This is a genomic window from Paenibacillus sp. FSL R5-192, assembly GCF_000517845.1.
Lineage (GTDB): Bacteria > Bacillota > Bacilli > Paenibacillales > Paenibacillaceae > Paenibacillus > Paenibacillus amylolyticus.
The window spans coordinates 16,161-40,245 of the sequence record NZ_ASPR01000065.1 but is presented as its reverse complement, the minus strand read 5'-3'; the positions used below and the strand labels follow the sequence as shown (position 1 = coordinate 40,245).

Sequence of the window (24,085 nt, the reverse complement as noted above, 5' to 3'; positions counted from 1 at the left end):
CCTGCTCACAAAATTATCACCACTTTCATGTAATTGAGTTGGAATTCCTATTTAAGGTCAGTAATAGTCAAACGTTACGAATCAAAATAAGCCTCCGTCTAAATCGCAGGCTGTTGTTCTGTACTCATATCCACTAAATAATGTAAGTTGACTGAAACATAAAGGTAATTCTGTTTCACTCATTTAGGGCATAAAAAAACGTGTTTCTTCATCTAATGTCCTCATATTATTTAAATGAGTGCACTAAACGGTGATTTATGTTTCACTCATATCATCTTAATTTCAAAATTGCTCTGTCCATCATGTCCTGAGTTAACCCAATATAGTCTAAAGTCTCTCTTGGATCGATGTGTCCGAACATCTCCATTAGTAACGCTAAATTCTCTGGATCGTCCATATACAGACGGTATGCCCAGGTCTTTCGCAATGAGTGAACACCTATATCTTTCAATCTGAATTCACGGGCTGCTTTACTCAGAAAACGATAAGCTGTGGTTCGATCAATAGGCTGTTTCCGCATTCGACTTACTGTTTTAACTTGTCGGCTAGGAAATAAACAATCATTCGGAAACATGTCCGCAGTGTACTCATCAAGATCTGATCGAATACTCGGATGAATGATAAATGTTTTAGCATGCTTGTTTTTTTGCTCAACCATGCTAATATGTGTACCTTTCGTTTGCCACACTCTAAGACTAAGCAAGTCAGAAACACGTAGTCCACTGTATATGCCCATACAAAAAAATAAATAGTTGCGCATGCTTCGAATATAGAAGTATTCCTTCATCCCATCTATAATCCGTTCATCACGAATTGGCTGTACCTTTCTCATTTAGTCACCTTCTCTTGAAAATGATTCGACTTCCAGCAGCGCGGCATAATACACATCTGGACAACCCCTGTCCAGGTTCCCAAACAACAGCCCCGACATTTCTCTGGTTGCTTGTCCGAAACCCTCGGGATAGCCGGTTCATTTCTGCTGTAAAAATGACCATCCATACTCTTCCCTCCAATACAAAAAGGCCGCTCACATGAGCGACCTTCTGATTTACGTTATTATATGGATTTAAGATAACATGGATTTACTACAAACAAACTACACTTTTTCATTAGTCTATGCTTAATCTACAGTATTACTCACTTCAGATACTATATGTATTAACCAAAAACCTTTTACATCAACATTTTTCATAATCTCTTCATTCAAATTATTATCTTGTCCTTCTGATACTAAAGACAGAGATTGATTTTTCACAAACCCACTTTTAGAAAGATTATTAGTTATTATCTCGTCCCTAACTTTGTTTATTGCCTCCCCCCATTCTCCTGCCAGCTCTTTCCCTCTACTGAAATCTAACAAACCAACTAAATCATGCTCTAAATAGCTATCATTGCGATTTGCTCTAAGATTATCTTCTGGTGTCATAGTTGAAGCGAAATTTGTGTTAAGTGTACTCGTATCTAGAAGTAGATATCTCGCTCCTGGATGAGGATTTGAATTAGTATTCAACACATATTTTCGGTTTTTTTCTTTAAGAAGACTAAAAGGTGACCACTTAGTATACAACTTTAATTGATGTTCATCTACTTTGCTGGAACTAAACAATTTTGCCTGATACAGTAACGCATTCTCTCTAATCTTATTTTGCTTGTCACCTTCAGTATAAATATACAGAACATCTCCAAATTCTATACCACCCGGTCTTTTCTTCGAGATTCCATCATAAGTCACTTTAGGAGTAGCATGAATAAAGTAAGAATTCATGGTTAATTTGGTGGCTAATTTATTTGAAATTAAAACACTCTCCAAATCAGCCCCGAGCTTACTAATGTTTTGATGCATATGTTTTAGCATCTCCACTTCATTTTTCTTTCGATCTAATTCTTTTTCTAAATAACCTAATGTAATTCTTAACAGACTTATTTTAGAATCATAGTCAAGATTCAAATTATAGCACCCTCTCTGTTTGTTTTTTTTATTATATTTTCAAATCAGTGTTTTTAAAAGGAAATTAATTAAATTTCCTTTTAAAAACACTTTAATACACCTCTACATTTTTAAACCAATCTCTCCTTCTTTACTTCGCCCCCGTCCATAATCTATTATTACAAAATCTAAAGTTCGATTGAATTTCAGACTGTTAGCTATATTAGCTATAGCCCTGCGTCGCTTATCTGCAAATGTAGTGGCAGCTATACCTGGAACATCCTTGCGATATCCTTTTTCCATATACTCTTGGGCTTTCAAATACTTCTTCCCTTCCAAAAACAACAATCTTGCCGCTACCCCTTCGTGTGGATCTCTTAGATTATTTATTGCAAATCGGACATTGTTTGATATTGCTACGTAAAGTTTATAGTTGGCGTGCCGCTTGTCCTTTATAATTACCGCGTTGGCTGTCACATCAGCAGTTAATTCATGCCCAGATTCACGTTTTGAAACCGATCCCTCCGCAGACAATAACTCGTATGCTGACATCCCGTTTTCAATCTGCTGAAGCGAAAATTCATAGTTTTTTATGATGTCCACCATGTCTACATATTTTCCAAGCAGCCACTTTGTTTTGCGAATATCTACTTCATCCACGTCAGAAAAGAAGTTTAATTGAACTATTTTCTGCGTATCAGTGGAATCTCCAGCAGATTGAGAGATTAAAGTTACTGACTGAACATTATTCATAGACTCACATCCCTTTCTAAAGAAAATTTGACATATAATTAGATTTTCAATACTCTTACAAGAATCAAGCTATTTATGAGTAATTGTACGAGTTATCAGCTTATTTAAAAGAAGAAACATACTATTCATTAGAATCAACTGGAGGAAGAGACCCATGTGCTCATTAACATTTGACACCTCACTTACTGAGGAAAGATTCAAGAGAGTGGTAACGCATTTAAAAAAATACCATATTAATTTTTTCTTTGATGATGGTGATGGTATTGATAACGCTGAAATCGATTTGGATAATTTAAATGAATCTATTTCTTCTCAAATAAGTGAAGATCTTCTTATCACAAACGAATCAGGAATAGGAGTCGAAATTCCACGTGGAGATGAATACGAATTATTCTCATTAGATGGACTCGATGAAGTCATTCAGAATGCTGTACAAGGAACGATACATAACTATGAACTTTTTGTTGCTCCTAATTTGATTCTTGTGCATGTTGAATATCAAAGACCTAGGTTTGAAGAATTAGACACTACTGAGTACACCCTTGAACAAATATGGAAAAACAAAAAAATAAGCATTACTTTAGAAGAAGGTTTTTCAAGTTTTGGTATGCGTTTAATCATGGATAGAATGTTTGATAAATATACTCCTCCTGTTTTTGAAGAGGATCTGTTCATAAAAATTTATTCAGAGGATTCAATTGACTTATCCGATGCAGAAGAAGTTATCCAGGCTTACATCTTCGAATGTGGAACATCTTTGAACCTAAATTTAACTCCTGCACCCAGACCAACTTCTTATGATTTTTTCTATTTTGATGAAGATGATAGAAAGCAAGAAAAAAACAAAATTAGGCTTAGATCACTTATTCAAGGAAAGGGAATATCCGAAGTTTTAAAAATTTATAATTCAGGAAACGACATTCACAATTCTGAGTTTTTAATACTCACATACACAAAAGTTATTGAATATGTTTCTCAAACGGTACTAAGAAAGGAGATGCTCAATTCAATAACAAAAAAACTTTATAGTCCTAGAGCCCTGAATCCTGATTCTTCTTTCATTTTAGAACTGGAAAAATTGTACGATGAACATAGGAATTATTCAAAGGATCATCAAGCAATAAAGTTAACAGTTCAAACTTGCTGTGACATATCAGATATTGAAACAGTAGCGCCTAAATATCTAAAAAAGTTAAGTCTTGAAACGCTAGCGAGTGCAATAACTGACACAAGAAATATGATAGCTCACGCTAAAACCAACTACAGATTTAAAGGACAGGAATGTCCAATACATGAGATGGAGCAGTTTGCCCAATGTCTAAAAGTTGTTGCAAATCAGACTATACGCTGGTTTGCAAGACAACACGAAGATGGCAGGATAGTTTAAATATATTAAGGTTAGATAAAGCAGCAAGATGCCAGCTTATAATTCTAGTTGCTTTGGAATTAATTTTTGACTTCTTCCGAGACCTTCAAGTAGATGTTGCTTTTCTCGGTAACTTTAAAACAGAGCTTTCTTGGATAATATTCCTATATACCCCTGACGGTTACTCGGTTTGTCTGTTCATTGTTATCCCGCCTATACATGGTGTTACCAACACGCTGTATAGGCTTATTCCTCATAGACGCCAACTGACCTTCCTGATAGCCGCAGGAAACGATTTTACTGCCGTGTGAAACAGTTACGTGCTGTACTTGGTCTGATGGCTGTACAACGTATTTATGAATGACTGGCATTTTATATCCTCCTTAGTAGGGAGAGGCCCACGCCTCAACCCTAAAATTGGTTAGCTAAATTCCACAATCCTTGCTGCCCCTTAGCCGGAAGAGGTTTCATTAGCATCTTTACATCCGACATTTCCCACGCATATCGACCGGGTTCAAAGTCTCCAAATTCGTATTCAGGAGAGTAGACCAATCTGTTCCCCTCTAATACATATCCGTCAGTCCATGTATCCACCGATTTAAGGCAGTTAGTTAATTGAGCTGTCGCCACAACCGCACCCACTGGTAAGTTGTCTATCATATATCCGTACTCTTCCAATGCTTTTCGGATTTCCGGTTCTTTGCAGGCTTCAGTGTCAATCTTCTTCCCGGCATGGATGGCAATTTCTCCCCGATGCTTGGTAGGCCAGCTACGTGTCTCGTACTGTTTTGCGCCAATGGCGATCAGTGTTGCCCACGGCTGAATAATTGTTATAGCCTTCATTGTTTCCCCACCCCCATCTCAATTTGTACTCCACACCAGCCGCAGTACGGCAGGGACACCAACCTTTCACCGCCAGTTTGGTAGGCATGATTGCATTTAGGGCATTCTTGGTCTGTATAGTCCATATCCATCCGCTCCCGGAACACTATTTCAGCTTGGCTCATGTTATCTCTCCTTTAGTGGGCCTAACCCCATGGTTTTAAATATCCGATCTCAATCGCATAAGCACGGATTAAATCCATGTCCTCTTCCGGATATCCCAAATGCGGACTGTACAAGCCGCCGTAGCCGTTGTTATGGTTCGCATCATCATCACCCAAGATATAATCCCTAAAGTCGCACATAAGGCCCCAGAGTGTTCCTCCGTGTGAGAAATGATAGTGTTGACCCGGTACTGACTCGTCCATAAGTAGTGGCCTATCCGTGTAATCGTCTACCAACCACAGCTGCCCATCTGCCCAATGAAATGCCGCAAATCGGTTATGCTGCTTACTGTACAAAAATTTCCGTCCTGACCTTCCGATTACTCTGATCAATTCATTTATCAGATCAATTCTGTCCTGGCCTGGATAAGGCGCTTCATTTCGCTTTGGTGTAGATTGACCAATCTTCCTTACCTTCACCATCTTGAGGAATTCAAGGTATTTCGCATCTGGATCATAGTCACTGAAGGATCTGAACTCTGCGCTCTTGGCCTTTCCTGGTGTTGGTGCTATTTGAAATGTTGTGAATGCTTCATCAAAATGAGCTGCTGAATACTGAATTTGGTACACGTTCATTGCTTCCACGTTTATCCGCTCCTTTATGTGTGGTGGGAAGGGAGGGTATTTCCTTCCTCTGTTATGGGGTGCTACCTTATTCACAAAGTCCATACTGACTCGAGCAGACCGGCACATCATCAAACGCCAACGACTTGAGCAAGTCGATCTGTTTACCACCATGTACCGTCTTAGACCAATCAACTTTGTCCCAGATGTGCTCACCTTCACTACTGGCAAGAAATGATGCACCATTTCGCTTGGAAGCCAGTTTCACTATTTCCTCCCACTGCGAGATCCGGTCAACCTCGTCCGGGAATCTCCGAGCAATTTCGAACAGTTCCTGTTTATTTACATTTATGCATGGCATACACCCAACCCGGCCCATACCCAATTTATACAGCGGGTTTGGCTCTATGCCGTACTTGTCATGCATTGCGAATACATCCTCTACCGTCCACTTGATCAGTGGTCTGTATATTTCGTAGCCTTCTGGAGTATCTTCCCTTTCCGGCAACTGAGATCGTGCAAAACTTTCTTGTGCCCGAACACCCTGCCAACTTACTATCTTCTTGCCTTCTTCCAGCAGTGGCAGATAGATTTGATCGAAGAATGGACGGACTTTCAATTCCACGGTGCAGAATCTCGCTTGACTGCTTGGGAATCGACCTTTCCAGACACATAGGTCCAAGAATGGATTACCTGTCGGATGAAGAACGGACAATGCCTGCTGAATGACTTCTTCCGATATCCCCTCTTCACGCCACTTCGTATCCACCCATGTTCTCTTCCGCTCAATTTGGGTGCTGAAGTCTGCCTAGATACGTCTGATCGGCCCCAGCTGCTTTTCGAGATATTCCACATACTCATATGTTTGATGATGTTCATTCCCTGTATCAGCGAAGACAGGAACTACTTCCACACCTTGTTCTAATGCCTCCAACCAAAGTGCCGTGCTATCTTTACCGCCCGAAAGCGAAATTATATTTACCGTGTCAGTCATGTGTGTCTTGTCTCCCTTCCTCTGTTATCCAGAAAAACACAACTCCAAATAACGTTATAAATTCGTTGTTATATAAATTATTTGCATATTAATCATCGAAATGTCCGTATCCAAACGGGACTTGATGCTTCTCTTCAACTCTTACAATATCGTTAATTAAAGTCTCGAAAATTGCGATTTGTTTATCATCCATCATTTCAATAAGCCGAACCTCTTTTGCTTTCAACGAACGTCCTGCCGCAGAAGAGATAAGTTCTTTTACCGGGTTTAAAGTTTGCTGGCGGTTCTGTTTTTCCTGATCCACTTTCTGCTGCGCCTCTTGCTTCCGGTTATACTCGCCCCAATCCTGTTCATCGAACCAGAATCGATCCCCATACTTATCGCGGAAGGCAGATATCCAAAACTGAAGTAACTCCTCATTCGTTTGTATCCGATCATGACAGGGCCAGCAAAGCCGAAGACCGTTTGTCTTAACTCCGCGTCCCTTCCTGCCTCGCGGATAGACATGGTGAGTTGTCGTTGCTTCTGCTATCTTGCAGCATTCACAAATCCCTTTTGATTCTTCAATAAGTTCAGCTATCACTTCTTTAGGAAAATCGCCGCGCTCCTTCGAGCCTGGTCTGGACTGGTGATGAGATAAAATGTCCTTCTTCCATTCCGGTACAGGCTTTTTGTCTTTCTTACTCCTCCCGAAGCTGCTCACTTTCTTTTCTTTCGCTTTTTTCTCCGGTTTCCAGAATGTCTGATGGGCCATTTCCTCATCCACCTTTCCAACGTTTTTCCTGTCCTTATGCTTATATTTTGAACCTAATTTACTGCATACCCACTACGGATTTTATAGGTTCCAACAACCCAGCACACTTTAAAACAGCGTAATGAGCCTGTCTTTCCTAAGCAGTAGCCTGTACTCCGTTTACTGTGTATCCAAAATAAAAATCAACGGCTTGTTGCAGTTCAGTAGGTTATTCATCGAATTTGTTCAAATCTAAAGTACTCACATCCAAACCTCTCTACAAAGCAGAAAGTTGACTCTGTTTATCTTCAAACCTTGATTTTATATCGAGAGGCAAGTCACTAATTACTGCATCCCAAGTATTTATCAATTCTCTGTTAGATGAACTTAACTGTTTAACCTGCGTATACCGTTCAGATAAAGCTGTGGAGAATTCATCTTTCTCAGCTTCAGTCACAGAGCACACCTCCCAATTGGCTATTAAGTTCAAGTAGAATGTTTCGTACAAGAGGTAAGGAAATGTTTCCTTTGCCCTTAGTTTCAGGGCTTTGTCCACTCATGCCCCCACCTCAGTTTCTGGAAGCTCCATCGTATTTCCCTCTTGCCTAAACTCAACTTGATTTGGATCGTGTGTCGGTTCCCAATGACCGTTTTCTTGTAAGACGCGTACAACATCTTCAGCGTAAGTTTCGTCCGTATTTACTACCAGGTACATGTTGAACCCAACTTTCCCCTCCGAAACTCGACTATACTGAATTTTATGAAACAAGCGCAGCAAGTCTTCTTTCTCCTGTTGGTTGAGGTACTTATTAATGTCCTCGTTTTTGATTACGGTATGTTTGATTTTCATTTTGCTTTCTCCCTTCATCTACTCGTTTTCTAATTGCATTTGCCGCTCGTTTACGCATTGATTTTTCTTTCTTGTATTGTGCAAGAGGAATGAATTCTCCGCGCTTTTTAACAAGTATATCTATTGGTAAAGTCGGATATTTAGCTTGAAATAGTTTCAATTTTACTCTGAACGTGGAGGTCTCTACTCCTTTAATATCCACCACCCGTTGACTGTCATCTAATTCTGTTACCAAGAAGTCAGCAATGTAAGTGACCTTCGGTTTCTCTTGAAGAACAAATTTAGGATGACATTCGAAGGCTTTAATCTCCCCAAACCTCTTTTGCTGGAGAAGGAGCTGATAATACTCTCCCTCAGCTATGCTATCGAATCGTATACCGGTTATATCCAGATTGTGCTTTTTAACGATCCATTCCGAGAAAAGAGTCCCGTCTTCAGTGACAATCACTTTAGTCGCATTATATTTGTTCATTAAACTTCTTCCGTCCTATAAGGAAGTACCATGTGGAGTGATCTCTCGTCACTTTCATCCAAGATATAAATTGGCTTCAACTTGCCAGGGAAAACCAGTGTCACCTTGTCTCCTTCTAATGCTTTGATAGCATCTATGAAGTACTTGGAATTCAGGGCAACGGCAAAATTTTCGCCTTTAAACGAAACTGGAACTATACTCTCATTTGCCTTTCCAGATTCTCTTCCTTTGCCGCGAATGCTCACTTCATTCTCTGTGATGCTGATGACGATCTGGTTATGTTTTTCTTCCTTGGCAAGTGTGTATACGAGGTCAAGACAACTCAATATTTCTCCTTTATCTACGATCACCTCGGTAACACCATCTGGCACAATCGACATCCGGCTCACATCCGGAAACGCCCCCTCCAACACTCGGGAGTAAAAGGTGAACCGGTCTGTTCTCGCGAATACGTGCACCACTTCTCCGGTGAAGGATTTCGAAAATCCAAATTCAAGATTGTCTTTATCCAAGATGATCTTTTGCAACTCACCCAATGCCTTGGCCTCAATGACAGCTCCACCCAAGTTGCCTACTTCTGTGCGCTGCTCCGTTTTTGCAAGTCTGTGCCGATCTGTCGCTTCAATGCCAAATACTCCGTTATTAATGTAAACATGTGCTCCAGCTAGGATTGCCGCATTCTTGCCAGTTGGATCAGCAGCATAGGTCGCTTTTCTGAAAAGCCGTTTAAGTTCTTTGCCAGTAGTTTCAAACAACTCGCTATCATCAATGTCAGGTACTCTCGGAAACTCTTCTGTATCGAAGACACCCATATCTATTTCTTTCTTCCGAGAAATGATAATCGCGTTGTTGCCTTTTTTCTCAATGCTCACATCACCATTGAGTTTCTTGATTACTTCAAGGGATAGCTTAGGGAGTGCAATCTGACCAGGCGATTCAACTTGAACATGTTCGCTGAAAATGTAAGACTGTATCGTTGTTCTTGTATCCGTTCCGGTGACCTTTACCCCATCCGCTCCAGCTTCGATCAAAAAGCAGTCCAGTATTGGCATAATATTTTTGCTTGCAATGGCCTTACTTGCATCTTCCAAGGCTTCTGCCAGCAGTTCGCTATCAACGACTATTTTCATAAGGTCGATTCCCCTCCTGAGGTTTTTTCTTTGCGTTGGGATTGCACTCCGGGCAAGGTCCGAGCATCATCAATGCACCAATAAACTGATATTTCACTGTTGCTCCACCACAAGTTTTACACATTCGATTATCCCCTCCGTCTATTTCTTCCGCCTACCGATATTGTTTTTGCAAAAGGTTCAATCCGTTCAATAATCCGCTCCGCCTTCTTCTCATGCTGCTTTCTGTCCATCTCTTTGGCATCCTTTACATTAGCCAAGTGGTGTCTCAATTCTTTGATAGTCAAATTGGATGTGTAGATTGTCGGAAGCCGCTCCATTCGTCGCTGGAGTATAGGACCGATTACTTCATCCCTTGTCCAGATGGTTAATGTCTCAGCTCCAATATCATCAAGTATCAGTACAGATGCTGTCCGGAGAGAATCAAGTTTGCTCTCAACTGTTTCTGTTTTGGAACCAATAGCATCCTTGACTTCAAGTAGAAAATCCGGGACATAAACCATGAGAACATCTATGTCACATTTGGCAAGTTCTTGAGCAATCGCTCCAGCGATCAGGCTTTTACCTACACCCATCGGGCCGTAAAGGTACAACCCTTCTGTCGTTTGCCCTGGAACAAATGTGCTACAGAATTTAACCGCCGCCGTAATGGCGGGTAAGCGTTGCGGATCAGGTTCGATGTCATCAAAGGTCGCGTCCAAAATGTGAGCGGGTATAAAATGACTTTTGATTCTCTGACCAATCCCCTGCTGTCTCTCGTAGGCCTTTAATAAATTACATTTCCTGAGCCTAAACACCAACTCGTCCTGTTTATTAGGGTTAGGTTCTTCAACGCTCCTGTGACCCTTCTGGACGTTCTGACAGCTTATTAGACCTTGGCACGTGACGCATGCATCGCATTGAGCCAAATGCTCTGATACATCCCTGTACCGTCTTGGGCTTACCAGGTCTCCTGAGCGATCAGGATAGGCCTGTCGGAGCCGTTTGATTTCCGGATGGCTATCAATCTGCTGAATAGCTTCCTGCTGTCTTTCTGCAAACCTCGGGGGAATTAGTGCCTTGAGTTCCTCCTGAAAGCTGCCCATGTACTCACACTCCTTGCTTTGACCTTAGATTAGCAAGCAACTCTTTTAAATCATCTGCGGTCACGGTTGATGCCGTTTCAATCGGCGCATTTGGTATGGAAGTCACTAATTTAATTTCAGCTGTGTTTGATTTTTCACGTTTGGCATGCAACGAATATACAACCGTTGCACAGTAACTCAGGTTTCGTATCTGATCCCATTTGTTCTTGGGTTTAAAATTGTTAAACGCTTGGTCAATACCATCGATAACTGTTTGGAGCGGAATCCTCTCAGCTATGAACTGTTTAACCGCATCTTCATCGTTTAAGGTTATCTCCAGTCCCTTGCCTCTTCTCTGGAGATAACGAGCTGCCACTTGATTGCGATATTCCGTTTGGGAAACCTCCCGATCAGAGTCAGTATCTGCTTCGGTTTTAGGAACAGAATCCGGGTTTCCCATGTACGGTTCAAATATCGAATCGGGATCAGTCAAACAACAACCAACTTTAATACTGTCTTTAAACATGTCTTTAGACCCGCCATCCGCCTTACTCTCGCAAGGGTTTGATCCTTCTTCAACTTCCACTTTTCGTAACTCTTCATTTACACTTTTCGTAACTCCTGAGTTACACTTTTCGTAACTTTCAGGATGTTGATCGCTTTTCTGAGTTACACTTTTCGTAACTTTTTTAACGCTTAGATTTATAGAAATGAGTTCTGAAAACTTATCTTTGTCCCACTCTTTCACAAGATTAACTCGCCATTCATCATAGTTTTTATTAAGCGAATAAACTTGATTTCCGTCCCACATAATTACTTTGCATTGTTGTAGGTAGACAATTTCTTTCTTCGCGTCCTGTATACGCACTCCACATAGTTCAAAATGCTTCAGAAGGGGTATGACAGCTTCTTTCTTTTGGCATCCATAAGATAGCCTTAGAACAAGTTTGAGAATCTTCTGCTGACGTTCGGTGAACTTTCTGCTGATGATCTCATCCCATATCTCATTAGCTATGCCGATATATCCGTTACCTAACTGGGGACTTGCCACTCACCTCACCCCAAAGTCATACAGTTTGAGTTTTCCATTACTAAACATGTGCGCCGATCTTCAACAATCTTTCTCTAACCTCAGGCCAAAGGTAAGCTTGTCCACCTTCACCGTTCTGATCTTTGCAAAACCACCGGGAGACTGTCGGTTTTCCATGCGATACATAATCGCGTATGTTCTCTACCCAGCCTGATTCTGTACCAGACATATGCCTTGGTTTGGGATATAGAGGAAGAGTTTTAGGTGGATCACATTTCCGCTCGCCCATCCTCATGCCAAGAAAATATGGATTTCCTTCTGTTTCAACAAGACCAAGTCGGTTCGTTTCCTTAATGACAAACTGGAATTTTCGTGACAACCAATTGATTTCATAAAGGTATTCAAGTATAGAGTTAGCAAACTGAACTCTCCCTTCCCTGCCAGCTTGCTTCGCTTTCCGTTTCCAGTCTTTCAATTGTTCATCTGTTGGAACGAATCTTGATTTTGGATTGTTATGCCCTGATCTACGTATAAGTTTTTTGATAGAGTTTTCAGTAACAGTATCAAGGTTGAAGAGTTCAAATGCAGCTAGATTTGTATAGTGATCCTTGTTTACAATCACCCACCACATGTTATTGATGTTGTGATAGACAGTTCCGCGCATCAGTACACCTTTGCGATTACGGAAGTACTTAACTTCTCCATTGCTGATCCGCACTCCATCTTTATCAAGAGCGTTGTAATTAGGTAAATTGTCGGATCTCCAATGTCTACTCGGTTCGTTTAGCTTGTGAAACACCTTGTCATATGATGTTTCCAATTCAGGATCAGAGTCACAAGATAAACCTTCTTGCAACAGAAAATCCTCAATATGTTTTCGTTCTACCAAAAATCGCTTCTGGATCAAATAAGGCATTTTTTTAAATTTGTTGAAGTCATACCTTCCACCGTTCCTGTTCTCAACATTGATTTCTTGGTAAAACTCAATACGAGCACCTGTGTTATATTTGTCGGCTATGAAAAGGAGGTCTCCCTTGCTTCCAGCGAAGTGATCTTTTGAAAGGATTGCATAATCACGATCTATTCTCGGGTCAGAACCAACGGTAAATCCTCTGCCTCTCATCATTTCCAACATCCGCAGAAAGATGGGATGGGATATTTCTTTATCTCCCCTAACAGTGATATTCGTTTCCCGTACAGCAAAATTCTTATTTTCTTTCACGGGACATCCCCCTATTTCCATTTTTAAGTTTTCATGTTATACTGCCGTTGAATATTTTTTTAAATGATCGTGTTGGTAGCACGATTAACTTAAGGACTCATTTGATGCTGTTGTTGCGGTAGATTCTTCTGCAATAGTAGTACCAAAGAGTCCTTCTTCTTTTGGATCAGGAAATTTTTGTCCCGAGAACACTTCTTTATCGCAGTGTTTACACAAACCAATCACTGTCCCTTCAACCTTATAGCCTGATGGTTCTTTCCAGATTAGTCCTTCATATTCTGCGTTCTTATCGATTGAGCGTTCTAATTCCTCAAGATCGTTACGGAGCATCTTAATTTGTTGTTTGATGGGTTTGATGCTGCGTTCCATTGCTAATGCATCAATCGCAGTATCACATAAATCTCTAATCTGTCTTCGCAGTACTCTGGTTTGCAATAACTCATGAGCACGTATCATCATTTCTTTTTGGCAATGTTTTTTTGAATAATTGCATGTTGCAATGGCTTGTGTGACCAGATACGTGCCAAGTCATCCAGAGTCATAAATTTGTATCCCATCGGTTTCAACTCCTATCAGATCAGATGTAGTCTTCCGGACGAAATTCCTTAATGAACTCTACCGCATCATCAAAGTCGATGCGCCGGACATGACTGTATTTCGCTACCTCAAACCGATCTTTCAATTTACTCCAGACCATCCTACGATAACGACCGACCAGGTCCTTGAATTTCTCATCGGACTCTTTATACCGGTCCTTGGTTAATGCATTCGACTTCTTGCGAACAAGAGACTGGAGTTGGTAGCACTCTGCATCCGTCAGCGTTACGCTGTCCCGGACCTCCTGAACCATCATTTGGACCTCTCCAACCTTTTCTGCTACATCTTCTTGCATCTGTCTGATGCCATCCACCAAACCGCGGATCGCCATACCTTGAGCTTCAGTTAACTGCATCTGTCTTTCTACAACAGACAAGAAGTCAGGCTGATTAGAATTCATCAATGTTGTCATTTGGATTTACCACCTTTCTTGAATTAAGTGCCGGACGCATCTGATCAATAAAGGATTGAAGCATATCAAGACCTTCTGACAACCGTTTCTTCTCACTTGTGCTTGCGCCAGATACTGCACCGAGCATGAACGATGTAATTCCAACCTTCTGGAGAAACTGCTTCACATGGATGCTAATTTGTATAGTATTGCTATCAGCTTCAAAGCGAAGTTTCTTCATTTGAGTTGTCGCCTGTTGTTCATCGAAGTCATCTGGCTGCTGAAGCTTCATAGTCTCCAATTCTTCTTTCGTCCGCTGATAACCGGCTTTAAGTTCTTCTACCTTCAGACGCTCAGCTTCCACATCGTCCTGAAGCTTGTCCTTCCAGTATTGATCACGCTCTTTTATCTTCTTAGCAGCTTCCTGAGCTTTCTGCGCCAGGATAACTTCCGTCTCCTCGTCTCGGCGCTCAACCGCCGCCGCTACTGCCTCGTCCACCTGATCGGCTGGAATCGCATCCTTGTACCGCCGTTGAAGTTCTTCCTTTTCTTGCTCGGCTTGGTTAGCCCGAGTCTCGGCCACTCGCACAGCAGCTTCAAGCCGTTCTTTCGTCTCCACATAGGCTTTGTGTGTAGAAATTATCCCTTCATCAAGTTGCTGGATGATTTCTGGTGTCGCGTTTTCCATGATGTACTTGGCTTTGTCGTAGGTTCTGCCTGATCCAAATCCTGCTTGATCAGCTACAATGTCACGGACCTGTCCGGCAGGCTGCTCAGGAACATTTTCCTTGCCTGCGGCCATTCGTTCTTTAGCTTTGATCCGTTCCACATCTTCCAGACGTTTAGCCCATTCAACTCGCTCCGAGAAAGTGAATTCTTTTCGGTGCTCGTTTTCTGAAATCTCCAGCCGGAGTTGATGTTCGAAGTCGCTGATTTCCATAACCCGAACTACAACCTCTTTACGTCCCAGGACCTGATGAGCACGCAAGCGGCGTTCTCCTGCGATTAACTGATAATCAGGTGTTACAAGGATAGGATTAATGAGACCATTCTGATCAATGTCTTGCGCCAGTTCTTCGATACCGCCGAAGTCCTTACGAATTCGGTCACTGACTTTGATTTTGTTTATGTCAATTAACACCCTGATTCTCCTTCCAGAACGTTTAAAATAGAATCTTCATATTGCTGGCTGTTCTGTTAACCACTCTTCCAAAAATTCGCGTGTTTCTCTTACTGGAAAGTACCATTTACTTCCGACTTTCCTTTTAGGAAACCTTGGATCAAAGAAGAATTGATCCTGTATGAAATTCCAACTCATGCAAGTCCTGCGCTTCAATTCGGAGGCATCCCAGAAAATATACTCCGCATCGGCTTCTTTTAAAATCTCTGCTACTTTCTCTTTCAGGAGTTTTTTTATTTCTTTTTCATCAACGCTGATCGATAGCATAAAAATCTCCTTTCCCATTAGATTGATAATTTAATTATCAATTAGGTCAAAAAAATATATTCAACATTATTGACGATATTTATATTATCGTTTATATTAACAGTAGATAATTTAATTATCGCTTTTTGCATGACTAAGAAGCCTTTCAAAATAATCAGGAAACAGTTTTTCTGCTGGATGACCGAAATATTTTGATAATTTGAACATGAGATCTCTGCCAGGAGTGAATGTTCCATTCTCAATCATTCGAACATAAACCGTTGAGATTTTATTATCTTGAGCCACTTTTGCTTGTGTGCCTTTATGTTTCCTACAGTCTGAGAAAAATTGTCGCTTTTGTGTTTCCACTAAACTGTTCACCTCCTTGCCTCTGATTATATTTGATAATTATATTATCGTCAATATTATTTTGATAATTTTATTATCTTTCTTATTAAAAAGGAGAAATTGTACAAAATGAAACTAGGTCAGAGGTTAACTGAATTACGCGAAAAAAAAGGATTAACTCAAGATCAAATGGCAGAAAGACTCGGTATCAAACGTCCTAGATACAATTCATGGGAGAATAGTATCGCAAAACCTGACATTGAGTTTATTGATAAATTGGCCGAACTGCATCAAGTTTCAGTAGATTTTCTGCTAGGTAGAGATTCAACAGCCCTTCCCGAATGGGCAACTCCCAAAGATAAAAGAGATTTCAAAACAATGTTAGAGGAAGATGGAGATGTAATGTTTGACGGGGTACCTATCTCAGGTGAGGATAAAGAAAAAATCAAGCGAGTTATGGAAGCAATGTTTTGGGACGCTAAAAAAGATAACAAGAAAACCTACGGTCGTAAAAAGAAAGAGGAATAGCCTATGGACGATATCGTTCAAGGACTCATTAAACGCTTCAAGACAAACGATCCCTTTATAATCGCAGAAAGACTTAACATTAAGGTTTGGTACAGTGATCTTGGGAAGAATACACGTGGCATGTACTATCGTAAACTAAGGCGGCGCTTTATCGTAATTAACTCTGATCTAAGTGAGCCTTGGATGAGATTTGTTTGTGCCCACGAACTCGCCCATGATCGTCTCCACCCCGGCATAAGCAGATTCTTCTTAGATGAACACTCATTCTTTAATGCAGGAAAATACGAAAGACAGGCAAATCAGTTTGCAATTAAGTTACTGACAGCAACAATTGAACCAGAACTTGAGGAAACGAAGGAACAGTTACTAAGACGCTGCTCTATTCCACCTGAACTACATAGCTTTATGTAATCTTGCGCTTCCACCGTTGCAAGACGGTTTAACATATACAAAAACAGAACATACGTTCTTTATGGGAGGTTTTTATTTGGCTAGTTATAAAAAACATGGGACTGGATGGGAGTATCGACTAAGGTACAAGGACCCTTTCACACAGAAATTTCGTGAGAAGGCACAAAGAGGATTCGATTCAAAAAAAGAAGCGCAGTTGGCAGTTAGAGAATTTGAAAGAAAGCTTGCTGCTGGCTATGAACAATCTGATTTATCGCTTCAAGATTATCTAGATTTTTGGATCAATGAATATAAGAAGGGAAGTGTTCGTAAGAATACATTATTACTTCATCAGAACAACATTAAAAATCATATTATCCCTTTTTTTAAAAACATGCTTATACGAGATGTGAAGCCAATTATGTACCAAAATTTTATAAACTATATTAGTGAGAAAGGATATAGCCGACGTACGGTTGAATTGATTCATTCCACAATGCATAATGCCTTACAAAAAGCTGTTATAATCGGAAAATTAGAAAAAAATCCATGTCTAGGTGTCGAAATAAAAATTAAGCGCAAAAAGAAGGAAGTCCACTTTATTGATTCAGATGATATACCATTGTTTATGCAAAACTCTCGTCAGTATGGTTATGTATACTGGATATTTTTTCGAGTGTTAATTGAAACTGGTATGCGAAAAGGCGAAGCAGCTGCTCTAAAATGGATCGATATTGATTTGGATAATCATTTCATTACAATTGATGAAACTCTAGATTTTACAGCAAAAAACAAAGAAGAATTATTCGGTGACACTAAGACAGATAAATCAGAAAGAAAAATAAAAATTACTACAAATCTAGTAAATGACATTAAATTTCACAGAGAGTGGCAGGAGCATAACAAAGGGATACTTGGGGATAGATACCACCATGACCTTGATCTGGTTCTATGTAGGGAAAATGGAAACTTCATGCCTAAATCATCATTGTTCAATGCCTTCTCCCGTATCTTACAACGTTGTGATCTCCCATCCCTCCCCATTCACTCTCTCCGACATACCTGCGCGGTTCTTTTACTTGAGTCCGGGGCAGATATGAAATTCGTTCAAGAACAATTAGGTCACGGAAGCATTCAGATCACATCAGATGTATATGCCCACATCTCAGGCAAGATCCAGAAAAGCAATATAGATAGATTTGAGAAATTCACTGAAGAAATTTTCGAATAGAAAAATATTTTGTGGGCATTTTGTGGGCACTTTGATTTTTCTTTAAATATATAGGTACTTGCCCACAAAAAGAAAAACCCCTCAGCGCTAGAGCGCCAAGGGATTGAGCTATTAGTACAAAGTAATATATTGATCGCGTTCCCATTGGTGGACTTGTGTTCTATACAAAGCCAGTATCATTTTCTACTTATTTTTAAATACTTTTATATAGTATTCACTACGGTTTTCATAAAAATCATAAACTATATATTCTTTTAATTATTCCTATTTCTTCAGAATGCGCGGTCAAAATGCGGTCAATAAATAGCTTAGGAAACTTTGATCCAAAGCATTTTATTGGCCTCAATCCGCTAAGGTTATGTTCTTAATAAAATTGAGAATTTTCACTAAGTTTTTATTGGATATTTTCTTCCCATCATACTCCCACTCTTTCTCCAACATGTTCCCTACTTTCAACTCTTCTACGGTTCCTCCTTCAAGAATAAATTTGAATTTGTCAGTATCTTTTATTTGGAAAAAATCTCTCTCCGGACTTTGCATAATTATCTCTCCCACGATGTATGTGATGTGCTGTCATAGTATAGGGTTTACCTGATATTACCACCATGTTATAATGTCTCTCGAAACTAAATAGTCTTACCCCGTATAAGGAGAATAAGAAGTGAGTAAAATCTCCCGGGGCAGATGTCTGCTTAAAGTTAGGATTAAGGAGGCTCGTACGACTCAAGCACAGTTATCTCGGAGAACCAGGTATACGCCACAACGTATCTCTAACTGGGCCAATAATCGTGAGCCAATGCCTTACGAAGCCGCTGTTCTTATATCGAAAATCCTCGACTGCCACGCTGAGGATTTGTATATCTGGCATATCGAACCCTAACGCCTATAAGCAGGCGTCCCCCCGGGAAAAAGTATCGACGGGTAGATACTTTTTATAGTAAAAATCATCTAACAACTTCTTTCAACCCCTCCCCTCTACTTCCAAATAAAGCATAGCACATGAAAATAGTGGAATATGTCGAAGAGTGTCGTCTAGCCCCTGATGCTTTCAGTATTTCGTACCTAGTATCGAAATTTATTGACACTTTTGTTAATTCATGGTACAAAAAAACCCGATTCTCGAAGAACTCGGGTTCATTTCAGCTTGTCTTTAACAAAATCCAAGTGGATCTTGTTCTTCGCTATTTCTCGTTGAAGTCCACCGTAAAAGTGAGCCATTAGGCCGAACCTCGTTTCCTCTATCTTCTCTACTTGATCCATGTTAACTAGTAAACCACTATCTAATTGCACCAGATTCGGATAAAGCTTTTTAGATGCTTCAAACGTGCGAATATCACTGAAGGATAATTGCTTCGTATGATAGTGAGGGACAAGGTAGTTCTTTTTAGGAGAGAACATATCTATGTAACAAAGTTCCGCTAAACTATAGAAATCATACTCTCCAATTTCTTTGCCATCAACCGTTCTTGATCCAGCCACATGATGCTTTAATTCATCCATAATTCACTCTACTTTTGCTTCTTCTTTTTAAGCGCCTCCGGAACTGGTTGTGATCCGATGAACACTTTCTTGCTATCTACTTTATCGGCTGCATCTTGCTCGATTTTAAGAGATAACATTTTGGCAATTTTTTCATTCATGTACGTTTTCACCTCCTTTTATCTTGGCCGCCCATACCAACAATAATTGCGCCATAAGCACAAGTGTAATTTCTGAAGAAAGAATGTTCACGTTAGCCAGGCTGATGATCACTATCAACCAACGTGACTGTTCTCTTCTAAGTCCCATGTAAAAAAAGGAAACTAGCACGCTTAATATTACCACACTAAATGTGCTCATGGGAATTACAGGTGCTATTATGAATAATGACACAGTAACTATTGTACACAGAGTCAACTTAAGGTGTAATCCACCAGTAATTTTTCTGGCAAATGCAAAGGTGCACATGGCAACAATCGACCCAATTAATTGACCTATTAACAATGAAAAAACTATTGTCAATATAACAATAGAATAAAGATTTAGTTGCCGTCCCACCTCATAAGCTATTACTTCCTCATTGGCCGGCGGATATGCACGTTTAACTGACATTGCAAACTTACGTGATACCAATTCAATCAATTTGGAGATCCCTCCGGTTTGAAAAGTAATATGATATACCGAAGCTCAGCAAGGCTGCTGGAACCAACAACACAATCATGTAATTCAGCAATAACACCATAGCGAATGAAATGAAGATTAGAACACCGATAGTTGTAATCAAAAGACCCTTGTTCTTAGAGTAGTCCAATTCAATATTGAAATCGTGCGGTGGTAGAGGTACAAATGAGAATCCCCAACGGAACAGCGTCATTATCGACGAGACAATGTACGCAATACATATCGCTGTAATTTGAAGCAATTGAACTTTGTATCCATGCGTCTCAACTATAACGGCCTGCGCATTGCCACCGATAGCCATGTAACCCATAGCTAACGCTAATTGAATAGCAACATACGCGCTCATACCTGCGCTAGACATGAGAGCCGCGTAAAATAGTTTGATCTCCAGTACATAACGCATAAATAGTATAACTAGGAGCATTAACACAGCAGTATCTATCATAGGTATTCCAATTACAATCCTTATGAAATATGATGCTACTGCGGCCAGAACAGAAAAGATGATTTTTTCCCAAAATCTATCCCTTACTGGCAAACGATAAAGCCTCAACATCAGTGCCAGGACAGCAAATACATCAAATGCACCTATCAAGATATAAGCAATTACCCCCACTTGGCACCATCCTAATTAAAATAACTTTTAAAGTTATTATAAAGGACAACGTGGCAATTCCATAGCCAAATTCATACAAATGCTATACAGATGCAGATATAATTTTCGCAAGCTGAATCCATCTATATTCTTCTTCTAACATCAACTTAACTCTATGATGAGACGTATTTAGTCCAACAACTATCCCGGAAACATCCTCATCATCGAATGGGCTGAATAACACCAGATCAACTGTGCGGCTACTACTATAGGACTCCACTAAAACTTCACTGATCTGTTGTATCTCTTGATCGTCCAGATCTGGCCTGCCGCGTCTCTTCTGTTGTTCACACTGAACCAACCATGCTTCTCTGTGTTCAGGCAATATCATTCTGGAGGACTCAAACAATCCGTTTCCTTCCAACTTGATGCTCATGGTAACCCCTCCTTAGTAATCAGTCCAATAACGTAAACCGTTTGACCGTTCTGGCGCTTTAGGTATTTGTGGCTTTTCACCTTCACGTTCCCAGCCTTCCAGGATGACGATATTAGCCGTGTTCAACTTATCATCCCACTGTATGTACCTCTCGGATACGAGCACATCCAGAGCTGCCATAACATCAGGCTTTTCCTTACCTGTTTTAACCGTTAGCTCATGCAGGGTAGGGAATACACGCCGTACACCTTTGTAGTTATATAAGATCCGAAGGACCTTCCTTTGATAATCCGTTAACATGTAAATCACCTCTTCAATATTATATGCGAACATACGTTCTTTTATCAACAACAAAAATACCCAGTCATTTGGACTAGGTACATTTATAGTAGCACTCATGGGAGAGAGTAATAATATCTTACACCATTTTATGTAATTTATTCTTCTTCCATATATGTTTAGTTCCCCTAGTGTTACTCCCAAGCGCTTGCATAGATTAAGCTGCAGAAGTAGTAGCTATTTTAAAGCTGTTTATTTTGGCCATGTGTCATTAGCCACAGTACTCGTATATTGCCCCCGACATCCCACTAGTGAAACTGGTTCCTCCGCCATAAGAATACATTTTTCATTTTTTATAGAAAAATTTGACATATATATAATGTAAATATATACTATTAAATAGAAATATATTCTAAATTAGAAGGGTGATACAAATGAAGAAAAAGCTTATGATTGGTCTTTTAACCGTCGTTACATGCTTTACTCTTGGCTCTACATCTTTTGCAGCTAGTGATATGACCAAAACTTCAAACAATACCACAACGGAAAATGTGAAAGTAGCCCCTTATGCTTCGAAGGATATTTATAGAGGAATATTCTACTCTAAACAGGATTACCCTGATGGTAACGACATACCAAATAGAATTTATTATTCTGAAGGATTCTTATCTGGTTGGTTAACGCTAGTTGAGGCCAGAAGCGCTTCATTTAATTCTTGGATTGCCTATTATGAAGGAACCATTAATTAGTTGTAACAATGAATTCTGGTTTGGAAAAAGAATATGATCTTCCAATGGATGATGTAAATGCATTCTTGAATGTTCGAGATACTCGCATCGGCCCATCAAAATTTGCAATTAAAAAATACAGCAACAACAAAGGTCCATTCAGCAAGCGTAAAGATTACGTAATCTTTGATAAAATTTTAACGTTTGAAGTAAGTGAATATACGACCAAATAAAAAATAGAGCAGCGAGGTTATCCCTCCTGCTCTTTTGGTTGTTTAGGCTTGCAGGTACTAATTACAGGAAATAACGGATCTTAAGTGTGGCTCCATCACCTTTTAGTGGTGCTTCTATGATGATATCACCTGTCTTCATCATTTCTCTCATAGCATGACAACATGAAGGCATACGGTGTTTAAAACCAAGTTGTTTATGTATATCTCCTGAAATAACATCCAGGTATTCGTTACCAGCTACTTTTGCTTCACTAAACCTCTTCCTCAATTCCTCATCAATAATGCTCTTAAGATTAACCATTTACCTACCTCTCTCCGCTCTAAATTCAAACTTGTCTCTAAAGTATCGATTTCCAGCGATTTTTACGGACACATCACTGTACGCTTCCAATACTCCACCATAGTCCATAATACGTTCTCGGTCAGGTAAGACAAACCAGACTGATACACGTGTCTGGGATAATGCTGCCACTAGGAATTCTGTGTCTGTTTGCAATACTCTATATGTATTCAATTTTTCACACCCATACAATTTAATAGAAAAATATACCTAGTTCTGATAGACTAATTGAGTCAAATAGATCTAGATTTATTACATAGTTTTTGGAGGAGTAAATGGCTAACTTAAGTGATATTTTCGGAAATGCACTCGGTTTTATAATGCTTTTTGTGATGTTTTTTTTATCTTTTATGTGTTTTAAAGCAATGATTATTAATATCAAAGAAAAATTTAAACCAACTAGTAAATTAATGAGATGTGAATCGTGTAGACGACAAATATCTACAACCGCTTATGTATGCCCACATTGCGGTCAACATTATGGAAATTCAAGCGCTTTTAATTCTATAATTTTTTGTTTCTTTATGGGCATTTTTCTTTTACTTGGTGGACTATATTGTCTAAGCCTTTTTTTTGAACAATATGGATATGATCTAATTCAAAAATTGTTTTACTAAGGCAGTATGTATAAGGCTCCAATTTTCTGTTCTAAACTCATATTGCGTTTGGAATAACCCACCTCCCTAATTGATACATATTACATTCATCGGTCTATCCAAATAGGCTAAAAATTACATACTAATAAATGCTTCTAAAGCTAATCAGATCAAAAGGATTCACAGATCAAATTCTAATCTGTTTATGTTGTTAATTATTACTATATCAGGAGAAAGAAGAATGAAAAAGATATTCTATAAAAAAATAGGCTAATCAGTATGAAGAAACTCTTTTAAACAATACAAATAATCCTTATAAACTAAAAACGAGGTGATTATGTTGGTTAAGATTGTACGCTCTAAACAGATGGAAGATTATTTAAATAACTTAGCAAGTGAAATCGAAAGCCACTATAACATACCAGACCTCAAGGGTTCTGTAGCTCAGATTAAATGGGCACGAGACATCAGGATCAAATTTTTAAATCAAGCCCACGACAAAGATAAAAATTTAGAGACTTTGTTGCCACTCCAAAATAAGACTTCTGCATCATGGTGGATTAATAACAAAGATTTAACTTTAGAAAAGATCATTGAAAAATCATTACAGCATTAAAATCACAGTTCCACAACTTACCGCCTCTATCCTTTATGGC

37 protein-coding genes are annotated in these 24,085 nt (G+C 39.6%); 8 read left to right on the top strand and 29 right to left on the bottom strand.

The features are described from left to right. Positions 1–271: 271 nt before the first annotated feature. The 3 genes from C161_RS27430 to C161_RS27420 form a co-directional block, all read right to left on the bottom strand. The gene (locus C161_RS27430; RefSeq protein ID WP_036674172.1) at positions 272–832 is read right to left on the bottom strand and encodes a tyrosine-type recombinase/integrase; all 561 of its coding nucleotides are present in this window, start codon (positions 830–832) and stop codon (positions 272–274) included. Between the two features lie 288 nt (positions 833–1,120). Next, on the bottom strand, positions 1,121–1,948 hold the full coding sequence (locus tag C161_RS27425) for a hypothetical protein (RefSeq protein ID WP_036674170.1): 828 nt from the start codon (positions 1,946–1,948) through the stop codon (positions 1,121–1,123). A 102-nt stretch (positions 1,949–2,050) separates the two neighbouring features. Beyond that, a complete protein-coding gene (locus C161_RS27420) occupies positions 2,051–2,680 on the bottom strand; it encodes a hypothetical protein (RefSeq protein ID WP_036674168.1) in 630 nt (209 codons plus the stop codon). Positions 2,681–2,834: 154 nt separating this feature from the next. Between C161_RS27420 and C161_RS27415 the strand changes: the two genes are divergently transcribed. Beyond that, positions 2,835–4,067, top strand: coding sequence for a hypothetical protein (locus tag C161_RS27415; protein ID WP_036674165.1), 1,233 nt, complete (start codon positions 2,835–2,837; stop codon positions 4,065–4,067). A gap of 390 nt (positions 4,068–4,457) precedes the next feature. Here C161_RS27415 and C161_RS27405 read toward each other — a convergent pair whose 3' ends face one another. The 18 genes from C161_RS27405 to C161_RS27330 form a co-directional block, all read right to left on the bottom strand. After that, on the bottom strand, positions 4,458–4,889 hold the full coding sequence (locus C161_RS27405) for an ASCH domain-containing protein (RefSeq protein ID WP_036674160.1): 432 nt from the start codon (positions 4,887–4,889) through the stop codon (positions 4,458–4,460). Then, a complete protein-coding gene (locus C161_RS32525) occupies positions 4,886–5,053 on the bottom strand; it encodes a hypothetical protein (protein WP_156946177.1) in 168 nt (55 codons plus the stop codon). The genes C161_RS27405 and C161_RS32525 overlap by 4 nt, the downstream gene beginning before the upstream one ends. Positions 5,054–5,074: 21 nt before the next feature. Continuing rightward, entirely contained in the window at positions 5,075–5,677 is a 603-nt protein-coding gene (locus tag C161_RS33235; protein WP_235193959.1) for a hypothetical protein, read from the bottom strand. A gap of 67 nt (positions 5,678–5,744) precedes the next feature. Further along, the gene (locus tag C161_RS27395) at positions 5,745–6,425 is read right to left on the bottom strand and encodes a phosphoadenosine phosphosulfate reductase domain-containing protein (RefSeq protein ID WP_235193958.1); all 681 of its coding nucleotides are present in this window, start codon (positions 6,423–6,425) and stop codon (positions 5,745–5,747) included. 39 nt (positions 6,426–6,464) lie between these two features. Then, the gene (locus C161_RS33230; RefSeq protein WP_235193957.1) at positions 6,465–6,650 is read right to left on the bottom strand and encodes a phosphoadenosine phosphosulfate reductase domain-containing protein; all 186 of its coding nucleotides are present in this window, start codon (positions 6,648–6,650) and stop codon (positions 6,465–6,467) included. Positions 6,651–6,738: 88 nt separating this feature from the next. Continuing rightward, positions 6,739–7,416, bottom strand: coding sequence for an HNH endonuclease (locus tag C161_RS27390; protein WP_235193956.1), 678 nt, complete (start codon positions 7,414–7,416; stop codon positions 6,739–6,741). Positions 7,417–7,660: 244 nt separating this feature from the next. Further along, a complete protein-coding gene (locus C161_RS32185; protein ID WP_036674182.1) occupies positions 7,661–7,840 on the bottom strand; it encodes a hypothetical protein in 180 nt (59 codons plus the stop codon). A gap of 99 nt (positions 7,841–7,939) precedes the next feature. Then, the gene (locus tag C161_RS27380; RefSeq protein WP_036674156.1) at positions 7,940–8,233 is read right to left on the bottom strand and encodes a hypothetical protein; all 294 of its coding nucleotides are present in this window, start codon (positions 8,231–8,233) and stop codon (positions 7,940–7,942) included. Next, positions 8,193–8,705 (bottom strand): DUF1064 domain-containing protein, encoded by a 513-nt coding sequence (locus C161_RS27375; protein ID WP_036674155.1) that lies wholly within the window; start codon positions 8,703–8,705, stop codon positions 8,193–8,195. The genes C161_RS27380 and C161_RS27375 overlap by 41 nt, the downstream gene beginning before the upstream one ends. Beyond that, the gene (gene dnaN, locus C161_RS27370; RefSeq protein WP_036674152.1) at positions 8,705–9,835 is read right to left on the bottom strand and encodes a DNA polymerase III subunit beta; all 1,131 of its coding nucleotides are present in this window, start codon (positions 9,833–9,835) and stop codon (positions 8,705–8,707) included. Before dnaN ends, C161_RS27375 begins: the two co-directional genes overlap by 1 nt. 128 nt (positions 9,836–9,963) lie before the next feature. Then, on the bottom strand, positions 9,964–10,920 hold the full coding sequence (gene dnaI / locus C161_RS27365; RefSeq protein WP_036674151.1) for a primosomal protein DnaI: 957 nt from the start codon (positions 10,918–10,920) through the stop codon (positions 9,964–9,966). A gap of 4 nt (positions 10,921–10,924) precedes the next feature. Next, positions 10,925–11,950, bottom strand: coding sequence for a replication protein (locus C161_RS27360; protein WP_036674149.1), 1,026 nt, complete (start codon positions 11,948–11,950; stop codon positions 10,925–10,927). A gap of 40 nt (positions 11,951–11,990) precedes the next feature. After that, the gene (locus C161_RS27355) at positions 11,991–13,151 is read right to left on the bottom strand and encodes a hypothetical protein (protein ID WP_036674147.1); all 1,161 of its coding nucleotides are present in this window, start codon (positions 13,149–13,151) and stop codon (positions 11,991–11,993) included. Between the two features lie 84 nt (positions 13,152–13,235). Next, positions 13,236–13,520 (bottom strand): hypothetical protein, encoded by a 285-nt coding sequence (locus C161_RS27350; RefSeq protein WP_235193955.1) that lies wholly within the window; start codon positions 13,518–13,520, stop codon positions 13,236–13,238. Between the two features lie 208 nt (positions 13,521–13,728). After that, on the bottom strand, positions 13,729–14,160 hold the full coding sequence (locus C161_RS27345) for an ORF6C domain-containing protein (RefSeq protein WP_036674145.1): 432 nt from the start codon (positions 14,158–14,160) through the stop codon (positions 13,729–13,731). Further along, positions 14,138–15,280 carry a ParB N-terminal domain-containing protein gene (locus C161_RS27340; RefSeq protein ID WP_036674143.1) on the bottom strand — a complete coding sequence of 381 codons (1,143 nt, stop codon included), beginning with the start codon at positions 15,278–15,280 and terminating at the stop codon, positions 14,138–14,140. The genes C161_RS27345 and C161_RS27340 overlap by 23 nt, the downstream gene beginning before the upstream one ends. Positions 15,281–15,316: 36 nt before the next feature. Further along, on the bottom strand, positions 15,317–15,586 hold the full coding sequence (locus tag C161_RS27335; RefSeq protein WP_036674141.1) for a group-specific protein: 270 nt from the start codon (positions 15,584–15,586) through the stop codon (positions 15,317–15,319). 111 nt (positions 15,587–15,697) lie between these two features. Next, on the bottom strand, positions 15,698–15,934 hold the full coding sequence (locus C161_RS27330; protein WP_036674139.1) for a helix-turn-helix domain-containing protein: 237 nt from the start codon (positions 15,932–15,934) through the stop codon (positions 15,698–15,700). Between the two features lie 108 nt (positions 15,935–16,042). Here C161_RS27330 and C161_RS27325 point away from each other — a divergent pair, with 108 nt between their 5' ends. From C161_RS27325 to C161_RS27315, 3 genes are all read left to right on the top strand, one after another. Beyond that, the gene (locus C161_RS27325; protein ID WP_036674137.1) at positions 16,043–16,441 is read left to right on the top strand and encodes a helix-turn-helix domain-containing protein; all 399 of its coding nucleotides are present in this window, start codon (positions 16,043–16,045) and stop codon (positions 16,439–16,441) included. A gap of 3 nt (positions 16,442–16,444) precedes the next feature. Further along, positions 16,445–16,852, top strand: a complete 408-nt coding sequence (locus C161_RS27320; protein ID WP_036674135.1) for an ImmA/IrrE family metallo-endopeptidase — start codon at positions 16,445–16,447, stop codon at positions 16,850–16,852. A 76-nt stretch (positions 16,853–16,928) separates the two neighbouring features. Continuing rightward, positions 16,929–18,062, top strand: coding sequence for a site-specific integrase (locus C161_RS27315; protein WP_036674133.1), 1,134 nt, complete (start codon positions 16,929–16,931; stop codon positions 18,060–18,062). Between the two features lie 342 nt (positions 18,063–18,404). On the opposite strand, the gene C161_RS27310 is transcribed toward C161_RS27315, so the two are convergent. Further along, positions 18,405–18,602 carry a hypothetical protein gene (locus tag C161_RS27310; RefSeq protein ID WP_017688024.1) on the bottom strand — a complete coding sequence of 66 codons (198 nt, stop codon included), beginning with the start codon at positions 18,600–18,602 and terminating at the stop codon, positions 18,405–18,407. 121 nt (positions 18,603–18,723) lie between these two features. On the opposite strand from C161_RS27310, the gene C161_RS27305 reads away from it, so the two are divergent. Then, positions 18,724–18,942, top strand: coding sequence for a helix-turn-helix transcriptional regulator (locus C161_RS27305; protein WP_017688023.1), 219 nt, complete (start codon positions 18,724–18,726; stop codon positions 18,940–18,942). A 254-nt stretch (positions 18,943–19,196) separates the two neighbouring features. Here the strand turns inward: C161_RS27305 and C161_RS27300 are convergent, their stop codons facing one another. From C161_RS27300 to C161_RS27280, 6 genes are all read right to left on the bottom strand, one after another. Then, positions 19,197–19,562, bottom strand: a complete 366-nt coding sequence (locus tag C161_RS27300) for a hypothetical protein (protein ID WP_017688022.1) — start codon at positions 19,560–19,562, stop codon at positions 19,197–19,199. Between the two features lie 8 nt (positions 19,563–19,570). Next, positions 19,571–19,702 carry a hypothetical protein gene (locus tag C161_RS33380; RefSeq protein ID WP_017688021.1) on the bottom strand — a complete coding sequence of 44 codons (132 nt, stop codon included), beginning with the start codon at positions 19,700–19,702 and terminating at the stop codon, positions 19,571–19,573. Next, positions 19,695–20,183 carry an accessory gene regulator B family protein gene (locus C161_RS27295; protein WP_036674131.1) on the bottom strand — a complete coding sequence of 163 codons (489 nt, stop codon included), beginning with the start codon at positions 20,181–20,183 and terminating at the stop codon, positions 19,695–19,697. Before C161_RS27295 ends, C161_RS33380 begins: the two co-directional genes overlap by 8 nt. Beyond that, positions 20,176–20,838 (bottom strand): hypothetical protein, encoded by a 663-nt coding sequence (locus C161_RS27290; protein WP_017688019.1) that lies wholly within the window; start codon positions 20,836–20,838, stop codon positions 20,176–20,178. Before C161_RS27290 ends, C161_RS27295 begins: the two co-directional genes overlap by 8 nt. Positions 20,839–20,920: 82 nt before the next feature. Beyond that, on the bottom strand, positions 20,921–21,253 hold the full coding sequence (locus tag C161_RS27285) for a YolD-like family protein (protein WP_036674129.1): 333 nt from the start codon (positions 21,251–21,253) through the stop codon (positions 20,921–20,923). Positions 21,254–21,265: 12 nt separating this feature from the next. Continuing rightward, the gene (locus C161_RS27280; RefSeq protein ID WP_036674126.1) at positions 21,266–21,553 is read right to left on the bottom strand and encodes a hypothetical protein; all 288 of its coding nucleotides are present in this window, start codon (positions 21,551–21,553) and stop codon (positions 21,266–21,268) included. A 413-nt stretch (positions 21,554–21,966) separates the two neighbouring features. Between C161_RS27280 and C161_RS27275 the strand changes: the two genes are divergently transcribed. Both C161_RS27275 and C161_RS33225 read left to right on the top strand, forming a co-directional pair. After that, positions 21,967–22,281, top strand: coding sequence for a hypothetical protein (locus C161_RS27275; protein ID WP_051449981.1), 315 nt, complete (start codon positions 21,967–21,969; stop codon positions 22,279–22,281). An 8-nt stretch (positions 22,282–22,289) separates the two neighbouring features. After that, positions 22,290–22,493, top strand: coding sequence for a hypothetical protein (locus C161_RS33225; protein ID WP_036674121.1), 204 nt, complete (start codon positions 22,290–22,292; stop codon positions 22,491–22,493). A 61-nt stretch (positions 22,494–22,554) separates the two neighbouring features. Here the strand turns inward: C161_RS33225 and C161_RS27265 are convergent, their stop codons facing one another. Continuing rightward, positions 22,555–22,794, bottom strand: coding sequence for a hypothetical protein (locus C161_RS27265; RefSeq protein WP_036674118.1), 240 nt, complete (start codon positions 22,792–22,794; stop codon positions 22,555–22,557). Between the two features lie 972 nt (positions 22,795–23,766). Between C161_RS27265 and C161_RS27255 the strand changes: the two genes are divergently transcribed. Continuing rightward, positions 23,767–24,045 carry a hypothetical protein gene (locus C161_RS27255; RefSeq protein ID WP_036674114.1) on the top strand — a complete coding sequence of 93 codons (279 nt, stop codon included), beginning with the start codon at positions 23,767–23,769 and terminating at the stop codon, positions 24,043–24,045. The last annotated feature ends 40 nt before the right edge of the window (positions 24,046–24,085 follow it).